The 15,744-nt window shown below is 64.9% G+C and carries 16 protein-coding genes; 6 read left to right on the top strand and 10 right to left on the bottom strand.

What is annotated here, in order from left to right; genetic code table 11:
• Nucleotides 1–72 precede the first annotated feature (72 nt).
• Nucleotides 73–891 (bottom strand): MarR family transcriptional regulator, encoded by an 819-nt coding sequence (locus tag V5A38_RS00080; protein WP_332323700.1) that lies wholly within the window; start codon nucleotides 889–891, stop codon nucleotides 73–75.
• Between the two features lie 332 nt (nucleotides 892–1,223).
• Between V5A38_RS00080 and V5A38_RS00075 the strand changes: the two genes are divergently transcribed.
• A complete protein-coding gene (locus V5A38_RS00075; protein ID WP_345786259.1) occupies nucleotides 1,224–3,617 on the top strand; it encodes an ATP-dependent DNA helicase in 2,394 nt (797 codons plus the stop codon).
• A 67-nt stretch (nucleotides 3,618–3,684) separates the two neighbouring features.
• Nucleotides 3,685–5,535 (top strand): prolyl oligopeptidase family serine peptidase, encoded by a 1,851-nt coding sequence (locus V5A38_RS00070; RefSeq protein WP_332323698.1) that lies wholly within the window; start codon nucleotides 3,685–3,687, stop codon nucleotides 5,533–5,535.
• Nucleotides 5,536–5,589: 54 nt separating this feature from the next.
• On the opposite strand, the gene V5A38_RS00065 is transcribed toward V5A38_RS00070, so the two are convergent.
• A complete protein-coding gene (locus tag V5A38_RS00065) occupies nucleotides 5,590–5,922 on the bottom strand; it encodes a hypothetical protein (RefSeq protein WP_332323697.1) in 333 nt (110 codons plus the stop codon).
• Entirely contained in the window at nucleotides 5,919–6,161 is a 243-nt protein-coding gene (locus V5A38_RS00060) for a hypothetical protein (RefSeq protein ID WP_332323696.1), read from the bottom strand. The genes V5A38_RS00065 and V5A38_RS00060 overlap by 4 nt, the downstream gene beginning before the upstream one ends.
• 119 nt (nucleotides 6,162–6,280) lie before the next feature.
• On the opposite strand from V5A38_RS00060, the gene V5A38_RS00055 reads away from it, so the two are divergent.
• Nucleotides 6,281–6,940, top strand: coding sequence for an SOS response-associated peptidase (locus V5A38_RS00055; protein ID WP_332323695.1), 660 nt, complete (start codon nucleotides 6,281–6,283; stop codon nucleotides 6,938–6,940).
• A gap of 225 nt (nucleotides 6,941–7,165) precedes the next feature.
• Nucleotides 7,166–9,304 (top strand): catalase/peroxidase HPI, encoded by a 2,139-nt coding sequence (gene katG / locus V5A38_RS00050; RefSeq protein ID WP_332323694.1) that lies wholly within the window; start codon nucleotides 7,166–7,168, stop codon nucleotides 9,302–9,304.
• A gap of 85 nt (nucleotides 9,305–9,389) precedes the next feature.
• Here katG and V5A38_RS00045 read toward each other — a convergent pair whose 3' ends face one another.
• The 3 genes from V5A38_RS00045 to V5A38_RS00035 form a co-directional block, all read right to left on the bottom strand.
• Nucleotides 9,390–9,716, bottom strand: a complete 327-nt coding sequence (locus tag V5A38_RS00045) for a thioredoxin family protein (RefSeq protein ID WP_332323693.1) — start codon at nucleotides 9,714–9,716, stop codon at nucleotides 9,390–9,392.
• A gap of 211 nt (nucleotides 9,717–9,927) precedes the next feature.
• A complete protein-coding gene (locus V5A38_RS00040; RefSeq protein WP_332323692.1) occupies nucleotides 9,928–10,764 on the bottom strand; it encodes a universal stress protein in 837 nt (278 codons plus the stop codon).
• Nucleotides 10,765–12,195, bottom strand: coding sequence for an APC family permease (locus tag V5A38_RS00035; RefSeq protein WP_332323691.1), 1,431 nt, complete (start codon nucleotides 12,193–12,195; stop codon nucleotides 10,765–10,767). It lies immediately after the preceding gene.
• A gap of 138 nt (nucleotides 12,196–12,333) precedes the next feature.
• Here V5A38_RS00035 and V5A38_RS00030 point away from each other — a divergent pair, with 138 nt between their 5' ends.
• Together V5A38_RS00030 and V5A38_RS00025 are read left to right on the top strand one after the other, a co-directional pair.
• Complete coding sequence (locus V5A38_RS00030; RefSeq protein ID WP_332323690.1) at nucleotides 12,334–12,552, top strand: hypothetical protein; 219 nt, start codon at nucleotides 12,334–12,336, stop codon at nucleotides 12,550–12,552.
• A gap of 129 nt (nucleotides 12,553–12,681) precedes the next feature.
• Nucleotides 12,682–13,536 (top strand): universal stress protein, encoded by an 855-nt coding sequence (locus tag V5A38_RS00025; RefSeq protein ID WP_332323689.1) that lies wholly within the window; start codon nucleotides 12,682–12,684, stop codon nucleotides 13,534–13,536.
• Nucleotides 13,537–13,557: 21 nt separating this feature from the next.
• On the opposite strand, the gene V5A38_RS00020 is transcribed toward V5A38_RS00025, so the two are convergent.
• The 4 genes from V5A38_RS00020 to V5A38_RS00005 form a co-directional block, all read right to left on the bottom strand.
• Complete coding sequence (locus V5A38_RS00020; protein ID WP_332323688.1) at nucleotides 13,558–14,184, bottom strand: DUF1641 domain-containing protein; 627 nt, start codon at nucleotides 14,182–14,184, stop codon at nucleotides 13,558–13,560.
• A 2-nt stretch (nucleotides 14,185–14,186) separates the two neighbouring features.
• Nucleotides 14,187–15,332, bottom strand: coding sequence for an FAD/NAD(P)-binding oxidoreductase (locus V5A38_RS00015; RefSeq protein ID WP_332323687.1), 1,146 nt, complete (start codon nucleotides 15,330–15,332; stop codon nucleotides 14,187–14,189).
• Nucleotides 15,329–15,565, bottom strand: coding sequence for a sulfurtransferase TusA family protein (locus tag V5A38_RS00010; protein WP_332323686.1), 237 nt, complete (start codon nucleotides 15,563–15,565; stop codon nucleotides 15,329–15,331). The genes V5A38_RS00015 and V5A38_RS00010 overlap by 4 nt, the downstream gene beginning before the upstream one ends.
• Nucleotides 15,562–15,744: hypothetical protein (locus V5A38_RS00005; RefSeq protein ID WP_332323685.1), on the bottom strand; the 183-nt coding region annotated here is incomplete at its 5' end. The genes V5A38_RS00010 and V5A38_RS00005, both read right to left, overlap by 4 nt.

Below are 15,744 nucleotides of genomic sequence, written 5' to 3'. Positions count from 1 at the left end.
GGCGGTTAGGCAGCGGGGTGTAAATCTGTGACGACAACATCGGCCGTAATCGGCCATTGGTGGCGCCGAGTGCTACCGGATGGCGGTCGGGTCGACGACCTCGTAGGTGACGTTCTGTTTCCGAAGCGTGTCGGTCTGGATCGCCACCTTGCTCTCGACGGCGAGTGAGAGCACGCTCAGGCCTTTGGCGGTCGCCTCCGCTACCGCCTGGGCCGTCCCGAACCGGACGTCGGGTTCGAGCCCAGCCGAAAACGCCGTTGCGAGTGCCTCGTTGCCGGCGACGGCGAGGAGATCGTGCTCGGCCGCGCGCTGGGTGATATCCGCCGGGTCGATGACGCGGCTCCCCCCGTTCTGGACGCTCGGTATCGAGACGACCGTGACCGTACCGAGCTCGTAATCCAGCATCCCGTCGAACTCGGTCACGCCGACGTCCTGGTCCGCTTCGGCGTCCGTGACGGCGACGGCCGTCGTCGTGCCGGTTTTACCGGGCGTCGCCCGGAGCACCCCGTCCTGCATATGCAGCGACACGGACTGACCCTCCTCGATGCTGGCTGTCGCGATCGCGGTGTCGACCTCGACCCGCTCGATGACGTCCTCGGCGACGTGGTCGACGACGCTCTGGAGCGCCTCCGTCTGGGAGATAAGCCAATCGACGCCGGATTTCGTGATCTCGTAGCGCCCACGGCCGTGTTTCTCGACGTAGTCCTGTTCGACGAGCTCCCGGAGGTACTCGCTGACCGCCTGCGCGGTGATGTCGACGGCGTCCGCGATCTCCTGCTGGTTCACCGCTGGCTGGTGTTCGGCGATCTCCGCCAGGATCTGATAGCGCGTCGCATCGCGCTTGCTGCGGAGCACGTCCGACTCGCTCTGCGGTTCGCCCTTGCTTGCCATACGTGTCCTGAGCTGTCGTCGAATCAAGTAGTTTGGGTTTACCGCGTGTCTGGTTGTCCGCAGACGGTCGTCGGTTGGCTCTCGTATCGGCTCACTTTCGAAGGGACAATCGTACTTGAACTGACTGCTGCCCTGGTTGTCCCCGACCGCTGGCTGCCGTTCGTTACTTCTGTACTCGCTCCCCACCGCTACCGGGAACCAGCGCGGGTCACAACATTCGCTATACCGATGATTGGTTTATACGCGGGCCCTCCGGTGCGCCCAATACCTCAAGTACCAGCGCGCGACCAGCGTTCGACATGACTAAACTCGCCGCGCCCAATCCAACGGTAGTGAGTTGGCGCGATCTCTTTGGCCACCCCGAGCCCTACCCCGAGCAGCGCGACGGTATCGAGGCGGCTATCGAGACCGCCGCGGAGAACGGCTTTCTCGCACTCGAAGGCGCCTGTGGCACCGGAAAGACGATGCTCGCGCTCTCAGCCGGCCTGGATCGGGTCCGGGACTCCGATTCGGCGTTCGAGCGAGTCGTCGTCCTGACGAGCGTCAAACAGCAACTTCGCCAGTTCGAGGAGGACCTCCGCACTATCAACGAGAGGCTCCCCGAGGAGTACAGCCCCATCTCGGGGCTAACCCTGGTCGGGAAAGCAGACGTCTGTCCGTACGCGCGGGAGAACCGCGGCGGCGTCGACGACGAGAACGTCTACGACCGCTGTGAAGGGCTGCGCGAGCGCACACGCAATCTTGTCGGCGACGGCGGACCGACGACGGCCGCCGCACTCGCTGCGGACGCCCGCAGCCAGCAGGTGGGGATCGCCGATTCCGCGCGAAGCGGTGCTGAGTATCTCGAGACCGCAGGGGAGCCGACGCCGTACCGTCCCGACACGTCGGAGTACGGCGGCGGCGCAACCGGCGGCACGGAATACTGTCCGTTCTACGCCCAGTATCTCGACGATCTGCCGGAGGACGGCGACCCGGCAGAGGCAGTGCCGTTCGATTTCACCGACACGGGGCTCATCGACACGGAGACGCTGGTGGCGCGCTCGGCGGGCCACGGCACCTGTCCGCATTCGGTGATGGGCGCCGCACTCGGTCACGTCGAAGTCGTCATCGGAAACTACTACCACGCGTTCGACCCGACAACTGCGGGAACGTTCACCGGCGCGCTCGTCGACGACTCGACGTTCGTCGTCTGTGACGAGGCCCACATGCTCGAACCCCGGGTACGCGACCTGGTGAGCGACAGTGTGGGCGACCGGACGCTCCGGGATGCCGTCTCCGAGCTGACACGGGTCGTGCAGGCGGTCGAATTCGACGATTCGCCGGCACAGCCAGCCGGCGAATCCAACGACAGACCCGGCTCAGCAGCGGGGCAGACGCCGTCGGACGCACAGACGGATGCCGATCTCGTCCGGGGCGAACTGAACGAGAGCGACGTGAAACTGGACGAACTCCGGACACTCCGGGAGTTCTGTACGGCACTACGCGAGGAACTGGACCGGCGGGTGAAAGCGCATCTCGACATCGAGCGCCCGGGCTGGCGCGCGGAGCTAAACCAGTTGGCGGACGCCGAACTCCCGCTCCGTGACCCCGAGGAGCCGGCGCCGGACGAGATCACGGAGTGGGCCGACGACGAGGGGTACGGTGCGGGCGTCTGGTCTCGCGCCGAAGTCGTCGGCGCCGTCGTCGCCCGCATCCTCAACAGCGTCGAGGACGAGGATGCCCAGCGGGCGGTCCAACCTGTGGGTCGGCTACTGAACGCGTGGTACCGACACGACCACGAGTCCTATTTCCGGGAGATCGAGTTAGCGCGGACGTGGGACGAAACCGCACGCGCGGACTCCTGGCGCCGGGCGTACAACGCGCGGCTCTCCCTGCACAACTGCGTTCCCAGCAAGGCCATCGGCGACCGTCTCGGGAAGTTCGGCGGCGGTGTCCTGATGTCGGCGACGCTGGAACCGCTCGACGTGTTTCGCGAGGTGACCGGACTGAACCACCTCGAAGAGACGGGCCGACCGGTCACCACCCGGAGTTACGGACTGGGATTCCCCGAGGCGAACCGCGCCTCGTTCGCCGTCGATGCGCCGAAGTTCACCTACGACAATCGGGGCCACCCGGGTGAGGCGAACGAGACGCGACGGATGCACGCCGAGGCGGCGGCAACCATCGCCGCGTCGCCGGGCAACGTGCTGGTCGGGATGCCCAGCTACGGTGAGGCCGAATGGATGGCGGAGGAACTCGAAGACCGCCTCGAGAAACCCGTGCTGATGGACAGCTCTTCAACCGACGACGTGACCGAGGAACTGAAAGCCGAATTCTTCCAGGGCGAGCCGAAGGCACTGGTGACCAGCATCCGCGGCACGTTGACGGAGGGTGTCGACTACCAGGGCGACCGGCTCGCGGCGGCGGTCATCTGCGGCGTTCCGATAATCAACACGGCATCTCCGCGGACGCGGGCGGTCCGGACGGCCTACGACCGGGAGTTCGGAGATGGGTTCGAGACGGCCCTGACGGTACCGGCGGTTCGGAAGGCCAGACAGGCTATCGGTCGAGTCATTCGCGGGCCCGAGGAGGTGGGCGTTCGCGCCCTGGTCGACGCCCGGTACGCGCGGGACTCGTGGAACTCGGTCCGTGAGTTCCTCCCAGAGTCCGAACAGGCGGAGTTCAGCCCCGTTTCACCGGATATGCTGGAGTTCGGCGTGGAGCGGTTCTGGGAGAACCACGGCTGAGCAAACAGCGAGGAACAGAACGAGCGTTCTGCAAACGCTTTTGCAAGGCGGGAGGAATTTGCACACGATGTCCGACGAAGATTTCCTCGAAGCGCTCGCGAGCCTTCCGAGCTTCCAGCACGCGGTTGCCTCCCCCGATGGCGACCGGGTCGCGCTCTACTACGACGTGACCGGCCGGAACGAGCTCCACGTCCTCGACGTAGCGAGCGGTGACCGCCAACAGATCAGCCACGGCGAGGTGCCGCGCAACGCCCGCTGGCATCTGAAGTGGGGCGCCGACGGCGACGTCGTCTACTTCCACGACGACGAGGCTGGCAACGAGCAGAACGACATTTACGCCATCAGTGTCTCCGACGAGGAGGAAGGCGCGGTCGAACAGCTCACCGCGATGGAGGGCCAGACGGTCCTCAGCGACGTGGCCGAGAACGGCGAGACGCTGTTGCTCGGCTCGAACCGGGACGGCCAGATGAACGTTTTCAGCTTCGACCTGGCGAGCCAGGAAGCGACGAAGCTGACAGACTACGAGCGCGCGGCGAGCCCCGGCGGCTTCTCACCCTCGGGCGATCGCATCGCCTACACGACCAACGAGGCTGAGGACTACAACAACCAGGACCTGTACGTCGCCGACGCCGACGGCTCGAACCCGCGAAACCTCCACATCGGAGCGGTGGGCGCCGAGGCCGGCTTCGCCGACTGGGGCTCCGAGGGGAGCCGGCTACTCGTCTCGGACAACACCGAGAACTTCTCTCGATGTGGCATCTACGACCTCGAGACTGACGACGTGACGTGGTTCGGGGACCTCACCGCCGAGGAGAGCCCCGTCGCCTTCGGTCCCGACGACGAGAGCTTCTACGCGCTCCGTACGCGCGATGCGGCCATCATGCCGATTCGCTACGATATCGAGAGTGGCGAGGCAACCGAGCTTGCCGTGCCCGAGGGTGTCGCCGCCTTCTCTGGTGCGGGCTCGCCGATTCTCGCCGAAGATCGGGTGCTGATTCGGCACACGACTCCGAACCGACGGCCTGACCTGCTGGCTCACGATCCCGAATCGGGCGAGACCGAGACGCTGCTCGCGGCGGAGTACGGCGACCTGGACCGGGACCGGTTCGTCGACGCCGACTATTTCACGTTCGAGAGCCACGACGGCCTCGAAATCGGCGCGCTGCTCTACGACTCGGGTGAGCGGCCCTCGCCGCTGGTCGTCAACCCCCACGGCGGCCCGCGTGCAGCTGACTACCGCTCCTTTGGCATGTACACGCAGTTCCTGATTTCGCGGGGCTACTCGGTGCTCCAGGTGAACTACCGCGGCTCCACCGGCCGAGGCCGAGAGTTCGTGGAGCGCCTCTACGGTGATTGGGGCGGCGGCGAGCAGGCGGACATCGCCGAGGCGGTGCGCCAGGTGACGGCCAAAGAGTGGGTCGACGAGGACCGCGTCGTCGTCTTCGGCGGCTCCTACGGCGGCTACTCGGCCTACTGGCAGATGGTCGACTACCCCGAACTGTACGCCGCCGGCATCGCCTGGATCGGCGTCACCGATCTGGCGGACATGTTCGAGAACACGATGCCGCACTTCCGGACGGAGCTGATGGAGAAGTATCTCGGGACACCCGAGGAGAACCCGGAGCTCTACCGGGACCGCTCGCCGGTCACCCACGTCGAGAACCTCACCGCACCGCTGCTGATGGTCCACGGCGTCAACGACCGCCGGGTCCCTGTCTCGCAGGCGCGCATCTTCCAGGAGGCCCTGGAGGACGCCGGATTCGCGGCGGGAGAGGATGCAGCGTACGAATACGTCGAACTTGGCGAGGAGGGCCACGCCTCCTCGGATATCGACCAGAAGATTCGGATGCTGCGCACGTTGGACGACTTCCTTCAGCGCCGGCTTCCGGAGGCGACGACGCCGCCAGACGCGGAGTAACTGTCGGCAACTGTGCAGTCGTGGCGACGCCAGTGTCGGTACCGTCGTCGCCAGTTAGCCTGCGCCGCCGTCTGTTTCGCCTTCTTCGTGCGTGACCTGTTCCGCTGTTTCGCGCGTCCCGGCCTGGTGGCGAGGGGTGCCGCTGGCTCGTTCCTCCGCATGCTCGAACGTCGAGGCTGCGCCGATGAGAAAGCCGATGATGGCCGTGACGAGTGCGATGGAGCCGATGGCGCCGACGGCAATGGTCGATAGTCTCCCTGGAAGCGTCGATCTGGCGGTGAACACGAACGCCGTGGTGACGAACGCGATGACGGTGAGGATGCGGAAGAACCGCTCCCACGCCACGTCGTCGAATAGATCCTGTTCGGACGGGCCGGTCGTACTCATAGTTCGGCCACGACCCCGTCGTAGTCGTCCTCGGTGAACGTGTTCCCGAGTGAGTGAATCGAATGTGAGACCCAGAGCCCGGCGGCGAAGTTCACGAGCGCGACGAACGATACGAGCCCCAGATCGCCCGAGAGTAAGAACGCTGAGCCGATTGCGGCGATGGACGCGATGCTCATCAGCGCGTGAACAAGGAGCGAGCGAGCGCCGAACTCTCGCAGCCGTTGGAGTGATTCGTACATCGTCCGTACTTCGCCCCACCGGTTCATGAACGTTGGCTTGGTTCGTCAGGAACGTCGCCCGTCACGGGAGTGACGCACGCAACGACAGCGGTAAACCACCAGCAACCGTCGGCTCGCGTATGTGCGGCCGTACCGCTCTCGCCGTCGGGCCCGCGACGCTCTCTCAGCGGTTCGGGGTCGACGTCCCCGACACCCTTCAGCCCCGCTACAACATCGCTCCGGGCGAGGAACTTCTCACCGTCCGGAACACCGCCGAAGCCGAGACAACCTCGCTCACCTGGGGGTTAGTGCCCCACTGGGCCGACGAGCCCGTCGATGGGCCGGCGCCCATCAACGCCCGGAGCGAGCGCATCACCGAGAACCGCATGTTCGCGGACGCGTTCGCCGAACGGCGCTGTCTCGTTCTCGCCGACGGGTTCTACGAATGGGGTGGGCCGGAGCGGAGCAAGCAGCCCTACCGCATCGAACGCGTCGACGGCGCCCCCTACGCCTACGCGGGGTTGTGGGAGCGCTGGACCTGCACGATACTCACGACGGGGGCTAACGAGACAGTTGCGCCCATCCACGACCGGATGCCAGTGATGTTGCAACCAGGCGAGGAGGCGACGTGGCTCGACGGCGACGGGCCGGAGGCGTGGAACTCAGTGGTAACCCCCTACCCCGACGATGAACTGGAGGCCTACCCCGTCTCGACGCGGGTGAACGATCCCACGAACGACGGCGCTGCGCTGCGAGAACAGGCGCCGGAACAGTCCGGGTTGGACGAGTTTGGTGGGTGAAATCCGAGCAGTCCGGGTACTCCTCACTGACCCAGTGTCGGTAGATCTGTGAACCGAACGCGACGAGATCTCGCAAACACCGACCGTGTCGATCGGACTGTGCGGAAACAGGGCGTGTCCCGACGGGTCCGACGATTGATAAACTCCGTAGAATTATTGGGCTGGCACGAAGGTTTCCTTATCGAATTAAACAACATTATATGACGAGGGAACAATTATCCGATAATGAGCGGGTCTGACCAAGATTGGTGGCCGAATCAACTCGACTTGACTACCCTCGACCAGAACGCTCGGTCGGTCGATCCGATGGGCGAGGAGTTCGATTACGCCGAGGAGTTCGAGAAACTCGACCTCGAAGCCGTGAAGGCGGACATCGAAGCGGTGATGACGACGTCGCAGGATTGGTGGCCTGCTGATTACGGCCACTACGGGCCGCTTTTCATCCGGATGGCGTGGCACAGCGCCGGCACGTACCGCACCAGCGACGGCCGAGGCGGCGCATCCGGCGGTAGACAGCGCTTTGCGCCCCTCAACAGTTGGCCCGACAACGCGAACCTCGACAAGGCGCGCCGCCTGCTCTGGCCGGTCAAACAGGAGTACGGCCGCAAACTCTCGTGGGGCGACCTGATCGTCCTCGCCGGGAACGTCGCCATGGAGTCGATGGGCTTCGAGACGTTCGGCTTCGCCGGCGGGCGTGAGGACGACTTCGTGCCCGACGACTCCGTCGACTGGGGCCCCGAAGACGAGATGGAAACGAACGAGCGCTTCGAGGAGGCCGGGGACATCCAGGAGGGGCTGGGCGCCACGGTGATGGGCCTCATCTACGTGAATCCGGAAGGGCCGGACGGTGAACCTGCTCCGCTCGCGTCGGCGAAGAACATTCGAGAATCGTTCAGCCGGATGGCGATGAACGACGAGGAGACCGTCGCGCTCATCGCCGGCGGCCACACCTTCGGGAAAGTCCACGGTGCCGACTCCAGTGAGAAGCTCGGCCCCCCGCCCGAGGCAGCCCCCATCGAGGAGCAGGGTCTCGGCTGGGAGAGCGAGTACGGCTCCGGCAAGGGGCCCGACACGATCACCAGCGGCATCGAGGGCCCCTGGACTGACGCGCCGATCCAGTGGGACATGGGCTACCTCGACAACCTGCTCGACTACGAGTGGGAACCGGAGAAGGGGCCAGGCGGTGCGTGGCAGTGGACACCGACGGGCGAGGAGCTACAGGACACCGTCCCGGACGCCCACGACCCGTCGGAGAAGCGCACCCCGATGATGCTCACGACGGACATCGCGCTGAAGGAAGACCCGGACTATCGGGAGATCGTCGAGCGCTTCCAGGAGAACCCGATGGAGTTCGGCATGACTTTCGCGAAAGCCTGGTACAAGCTGATCCACCGTGACATGGGCCCGCCGACTCGGTTCCTCGGCCCGGAGGTTCCCGACGAGGAGATGCTGTGGCAGGACCCTATTCCCGAAGCCGACTACGACCTGATCGGCGAGGAAGAGACTGCCGCGCTCAAAGAGGAGATCCGCGATTCAGCGCTGTCGATCTCCCAGCTGGTCAACACCGCCTGGGCGTCGGCATCGACGTACCGCGACAGCGACAAACGCGGTGGCGCGAACGGGGCCCGCATTCGCCTCGAACCGCAGAACAACTGGGACGTGAACGACCCCGAGCAGCTGACGACCGTGCTCGAAACCCTGGAGGGAATCCAGCACGAGTTCAACAGCTCGCAGTCCGACGGGACGAAGGTCTCGCTCGCTGACCTGATCGTTCTGGGCGGCTGTGCAGCCGTCGAGCAGGCGGCGAAAGAGGCCGGATACGACGTCGACGTTCCGTTCGAACCGGGACGGACAGACGCATCCCAGGAACAGACCGACGTCGACTCCTTCGACGCGCTCAAACCGAAGGCGGACGGGTTCCGGAACTACCTCGGGGACGGTATCGACCGACGCCCGGAGGAGTTGCTGGTGGACAAGGCGGAGCTGCTGAACCTGACGGCGCCCGAGATGACCGTGCTGGTCGGTGGTATGCGCGCGCTGGACGCGAACTACGAGCAGTCCGACCTCGGTGTGTTGACCGATCAGCCGCAGACGTTGACCAACGATTTCTTCGTGAATCTGCTTGGCATGGATACGGAGTGGGAACCGGCCTCACCGGACAAAAACGTGTTCGAGGTGCGTGATCGTGAGACGGGCGAACTCGAGTGGGAGGCTACCCGTTTCGACCTCATCTTCGGTTCGGACTCCCGGCTTCGAGCCATCGCGGAACTGTATGGAAGCGACGACGCAGAAGAGAAGTTCGTGCACGACTTTGTGGATGCGTGGGACAAGGTGATGAACCTCGATCGGTTCGACCTCGAGTAACCAGTTCGTCGCCCTGTTTCAGAAACGTTCCGCACCTCCGAACGTATGGCCCAGCGGCCGCATTAGCCCTGTAACCTCGCTCCCGCTATCCGTCGACGAACTCGATGATCGCGTCAGTGCCGCGGAACCCGTCGGCCATTCTGTCGACCTCTTCTCCCTCTTCGAACAGGACGAGCATCGGGACGCTCTTGATATTGAACTCCTCGATGAGGCCGGGCGACTCGCGCGGATTGAGCATTGCAACAGTGACATCAGACACTTTCGCGACGTTGCCGATGACCGGTTCGATACTCTGACACAGCGGACAGCCCTTGGTGTAGAAATCTACCAGCACGCGGTCATGGTCGGCCACCAGCTGCTCGAGTTCCTCGCGACTCTCTAAACGCATCGGCGCCTCGTTCGTGGCACTCATTACTGTCCCAGAGGCGGTCGTCGGGTTTAGGGGTTCTGCCGGGCCGCCTCCTCCGCGAGATCGTCATCGGCAGTGGGCCGTTGTCCTTTGTCATCGCGACAAGGCCCGATCCGACAAGAATCACCTGTAGCGTCTGGGACTCACGCCTGTGGACCGGAGCGGTGACGACGCGGAGCTCCGTCGGCAGTGTTCCGTCCGACTCCGCCGCTGGTTACTCCCCCTGGCCCGACTCTATCTCTTGCTCCTCCTGGCCCGACTCCGTCTCCTCCTCAGGCTCACGGTTCCGGACGACCAGCACCGGTTCGACGGCGCCCTCGGCGATGCGTTCGCTCGGGTCGCCGAACAGGAAGGTAAGGAGCGAAGAGCCACCCGCACCCATCACGATGAGATCGAACTCGCCTGACCGGTCGACGATTTCGTAGATCGGCGTTTCGACCTCGCTGACCTCGGTCGTGATCTGTTCGGCAGGGAGTCCCCGCCCGATTAGCTGCCCCCGAGCATCCTCGACGGCTGCCTCGGGGTCGAACTGTCCGGTGGCCGTGCTGATTCCCCAGAGCTTGACAGTGGCCTCGCGACCGCTGAGCAACGTGGCGACGAGATCCGTCACTCGCCCCACGTCGATGGCTCCGCGCAGCGGGACGACCACATCCTCGATTCTGCCGGCGGGGTTCGGGAGGAGGACGGCCGTTGCACCCATCTCCGCGGCGACCCGCTCGACGGTCTGGTTGCGGTTGTGGGTGAACGCAACCCGTGTTTCGACCTCTCGGCCGGCCTCGCGGAAAATCGACGCGATGTCCTCGATGGCCTCCTGTGCACGGTCCTCGAACTGCATGCTCGCCTGTTCGGTCGGCGTCTGCTCGGGAAGCACGTGATAGCCCAGCAAGACAATTTCCGCAGGCGCGAGAAACTCGACGACCGATTCAGATATCGATTCACCTTTGATTACCTCGACCGGGATGAGGATGCGCGGCGGCTCACGGATGTTGAGTGATTGGTCTTCTGAGGCGTTTGTGTCCGCTGATGGCGCAGTTGAATCGTTCTCTGACATTTAGAGCACCCCCTTTAGCTGGACATCGCTCGCATAGTAGTTGTACCACCCGGCGCTCCCGAGCATGATGGCGACGCCGATGATCTGAGAGGCTGGCTGCATGAACGCGATAAGGCCGAAACTCGTGACCGCGCCGATGCCGGCGACCAGCCGGTGGGCCGGCACCCGGAACTCAGGGTCATACCAGTCGGGTTCGTCGCGTCGCATCGAAATGAGGGCCACACAGATCAGCCCGTACATGACCAGGTGGAGAAAGGAGGCAACCTCCGCCAGCACCTCTACCTCGCCGTAGGCGACGAGGACGAGCACCGGGCCGCCAGCCATCGCCAGAGCGACGTGGGGCGTGCCGTATTTGAGGTTCATCCGGCCCGCGAACTTCGGCAGGATCGCGTCACGACTCACGCCGAACACCGCTCGTGAGGTCGAGAGGATGGACGCGTTCGCACTCGAGACGGTCGCGAGCAGCCCTGCGAGCAGAATCGCCAGCGCCCCAAGATTGCCGAAGAACGCTCTGGCGACTTCGACGATGGCCGTCTCACCGAACCCCGAAAGCGGACCGCTTCCGAACGCGCTCGTCGCGACGAAGATGGTCGCAACGTAGAGGACGGCGACAATGAGCACCGAGCCGATCATGGCGAGTGGGAGGTTCCGGCCGGGGTCCTTGATGTCGCCGGCGACGGTCGCCACCTGGGCGAAGCCGAGGTAGGAGGTGAACACAAGCGCCGCCGTCGTCAACATCGACACCGGGCCGAACGGCATGAACTGCTCGGGTGCCCTCGAGGCGCCGAACACGCCGAGCGAGTCGAGACCGCCGTAGCCCAGGAAGAGCACGAGGATGGTCAGCAACAGGCCGACGACGTAGTTCTGGAGTTTCGCGGCGTTCTCGGTTCCGAAGAGGTTGAGCGCTGTGAGGGCGACGCCGAACAGTAGCGCCAACGGAATGACGACCGGGACGCCGCTTACATCCACTCCGGCCTCCGCGAGCAGCGCCGCGGCGTAGTTGCCGAAGCCGACGAGGTAGAACGCGGTGGCGAACACCAGCCCGAGCCAGATGCTGATGCCCACGACGGCGCCCGGGAGCGCGCCGAGTCCGCGCGAGATGAAGTAGTAGCCGCCGCCGGATTTCGGCATCGCGGTGGCGAGTTCGGAGGCTGGCAGCGCCACCAGCAGGGCGACCACCGCGCCGATGGCGAACGAACCGGCGGCGGCCGGCCCTGCACGCCCCGCGGCCAGCCCCGGGAAGACGAAGATTCCGGCACCGATCATCGTGCCGACACCGATGGAGATGCCGCCGACGAGACCGATGGAGCGTTCGAGCTCCGTCCCCTCTTCGGTGACGGTTGTTTCGCCCTCTGCCTCAGTCGGTTGGGCGATCTGTTCGGGCGACTCACCCGCTACGTTCGTTGGTTGCTCACCGGCTTCCCCCGCCATTGGTATCGGCTGTACATTATCGGAGCGGTGGAAGAAACTGGCGGCCATCGAACCCGTTACCCAACTCTCTCCCAGCCAGGAGGTTGTTGAGCGCCGATGGCCGGGGCGTTTTTGGGTATCGGTGCCTACCCCACAGCCATGGGACAACGAATACAGAACGTGCTTCGACGGGCGAAGTTCGCCGCCGCAGGCGGTGCTGTCGGCGGCGCACTCGGCGGCGTCGTCGGGCGAAACGCCGCGAGCACCGGAGCAGGCATCGGCGCGCTGGTGGGCGCCACCCTCGCCGAGACGGTCGCGCCGCGTGACTCGTTGCTGAAGCAGGTGCGGGGCGGCGGCAGCGACAGCGACGCCGGGTAGTTCGTTCGCGTGGTCGGTTTTTTCGAAGCTGATGATGCGCACTGACACTGTTGTTCGTGCAGCCGTCACGGACCGCAGATGTTCATGATTTTCACAATACTAATACATACTGGACACGTACAGCGCCACATGCACGCAGTATATGCAACTGACCTGTCGGATGCGATCGAGACGGCAATCAACTCCCGGACCTGCCTGGAGTGCCTGAAGCGCTACGGAATCGACAAGGTCGAACTCGTGACCGTCACCAGTCCGAACATCACGGCCGGTGTGCCGACCGGCGGTATCGGGAAACAGACCCAGCGGGGGCTTGACCGCCAACGACGCATCCTCGAGGATGCGGGCCTCTCTGTCAGTACGCGTGCGGTCCGCGGCACGCCCCACCGACGTATCAACGGGGTCGCCGAGCAGGTGGATGCCGCGCTCATCGTCGTCGGGTCGCGGGGCCAGAGCCCCCTCGAACAGCGGTATATCGGGAGCACAGTACGGAACATCGCCCGCACTGCCGTCCGGCCGCTGCTCGTCCAGCGTATCGGTGAGCGCGACGACGAGCACGAAGTGGAGCGCGAACATCTCTTCGAGCGCGTCCTGTACGCGACTGACTTCTCGGAGAACGCCGAACACGCCTTCGAGCAGTTCGAGCACCTCGAGACCCCGACACAGGAAGCGACCCTGCTGCACGTCGCGCCGCCCGGCCGACGCGCGGAAAGCGAGACAGAGGACGTCCCGGACGCCGAGGTGCGGCTTGGAAAGTTAGCCGACAAACTCGAGGGGATGGGCATCGACGCGACCATCGCGGTCCGCGAGGGGGAGGCTGTCGAGGAGATTCTGGCGGCCGAATCGGAGTTCGACCCGACGACCATTCTGATGGGCTCGCGCGGTAAGAGCCGGCTCCGGCGCCTCCTGCTCGGAAGCACCTCCCAGGACGTGATTGCCCAGTCGAACGCCAACGTCCTGGTCGTCCCGCCAGCGCGGGTCCGCTAATCGACGACGGCTGCCGAGGAGCTACTCTGACTCGTCCGCGGACTGCGTCCGCCCGATAGCTCGCGCGACAGCGACGAGATACCCGAGTCCGTGCTGGACCTCCGGCTCCCGGGACGCCTTCAGGAGACCGACTGGCCCGACGCGTTCGGGCGGTTCGCCGTCGGCCTCCCCGAGCGCTGTCAGCGTCGTCTGGATGCCGTCGCGTGTGTTCTCGTCTGCCGCGGACTCGGCGACCTCGCCGAGTGAGGACCCAGTCGCCGCGAGTGACCGAACCATCTCGTCGTCGAGCGCGGCAGTGAGCAGTGACAGGACCCCCGCAAGTTCCATCAGTTCGTCAAGTGTTCCCGACTGCTGCAGCGTGACGAGGGATTCGAGGGCATCGTCCAGGGCCGCACCGTTCGTTCCGATGGTACCGGCGATGCCGACGGTCTCCTCCGTCGCCATGGCGTCCGCCGATTCGGCGAGCGTCGACGACGTCCCCGACAATTCGCGCACCATCTCGTCGGTGAGTGCGCCCTCGCCGAGAGCGAGGACGTCCAGCAGCTCGTTGACAGCGTCCAGTCGACGGACGAGGTCGGCCACAGCGTCCGGGTTCTCCGCGATGGCGGCCGCCAGTTCGCCCTCGGCGTCCGCGATCTCCTCCGCCATCGTTAGAGCAACCCCCGTGCGGTCAGCCAGTAGGACTCGTTGTACGCCAGTTTCGCCCAGTGGAGCTTCTGGGAGGGCGGTACCGGCGCCGGCGGGTTCTCGTAGTCGAACTCGACGAACGACGCCGCGTCCATTCCCGTCTCGATGAAACAGAGCGTCTTGCCGTCGTAGGTCGCCGTCGGGGGGTGGCCGCGAATCCGGCTCGCGAGCCGCTGCCCGACCACGCCCGCCTGGTAGTGGGCGACGCTCCCCGCGTTCGGGACTCCAGTGTCAGCCGTGTCACCGAGCGCATACACGTTTTCGGCTGCCTCTGCTTCCAGCGTCTCCTTGTTGACGTCAACCCAGCCCCTGTCCCCGAGGCCCGCCTCCTCGACGAGGTCGATGCCACGGTGGGGCGGAATCGCCACGAGGAGATCGTAGTCGAGCTCACTGCCCTCCATCGTGGACATCGTCTGTGCGTCCGGGTCGACGGAATCGGCGTTGAAGAACGTCTCGACGGCGATGTCGCGGTCGTCCATGTGGGGCCGCGCCCACTCCGCGATATGCGGGTTGCCGTGAACGCGCTGGATGGGGTAGGTGTACGTGATATCGACGTCCTCGCGGAGGCCTCGCTGGCGGAACCAGTCGTCGGCCATGAACACGAACTCCAGTGGTGCTGCCGGACACATGTGCGGCGTTCCGATCACACTCAACACGACGTGGCCCTCGGTGAACGACAACAGCTCCTCGCGGAGCGCCTCTGCCCCGGATTCGCTGTAGAAGTCGTGGCCAGCCTCTTCGAGTCCAGGAATCTCGTCAGGGGCGAGCGTCGATCCTGTTGCGAGCGCGAGGAAGTCGTACTCCGCAGGGGCCACTCCATCCCGACTTTCGAGTTGCTGGGCGTCGGTGTCGATGTCGGTCACACGGTCGATTCGGATATCAATGCGGTCGTCCACGAGTTCAGTCAGCGGCCGCCGGCCATCGGCGGATTCCCGCTGTCCGAACGGGACGTACAGCCATACTGGCTTGTAGACGTGGTCCGGATCGTCGGAGACGAGCGTGACTTCCACGTCGCCGGCCGCCAGCTCCGGTTCGAGTCGCTCGGCGAGATCGTTCGCCAGGACCGTGCCGCCAGTCCCGCCCCCCACGACGACGATCTGTTCAGTCATGCTTTCTCCACGTAGAACTCGTAGTGGTCGTCTTCCTCGTCGACGGTTAGAAGCTCGTTACCGGCTTCCTCCGTCCACTCGCGGACGTCGGTGAGCGACTGCTCGTTGTCACTCAGCAGGCGCACGATGTCGCCGGACTCCACGTCTCGTATCTTCCCGATGAGGTCCATCAGAGGGCCGGGACATGCCGCGCCACGAGCGTCGACAGTCGCATCGAAATCAGTTTCAGTCATGGGTACACGTCGTCGTAGGTAGCCCGTCTATTAATGTTGTGCCTAATTTCCAAGAGAGTGGGATACTGGGGAGGAGTCGTCAGGAGGACTGATACTGCCGGACAGAACGATACGACCATCGCTTGCCGTGAATCGGCCGTCAGCTCGTGTGAGAGCCAGAGACTGGTGAGCAACTCTGT

Source organism: Halolamina sp. (genome assembly GCF_036626355.1).
In the GTDB taxonomy this organism is placed as follows: Archaea; Halobacteriota; Halobacteria; order Halobacteriales; family Haloferacaceae; genus Halolamina.
This window is presented reverse-complemented; position numbering and strand designations above follow the sequence as displayed.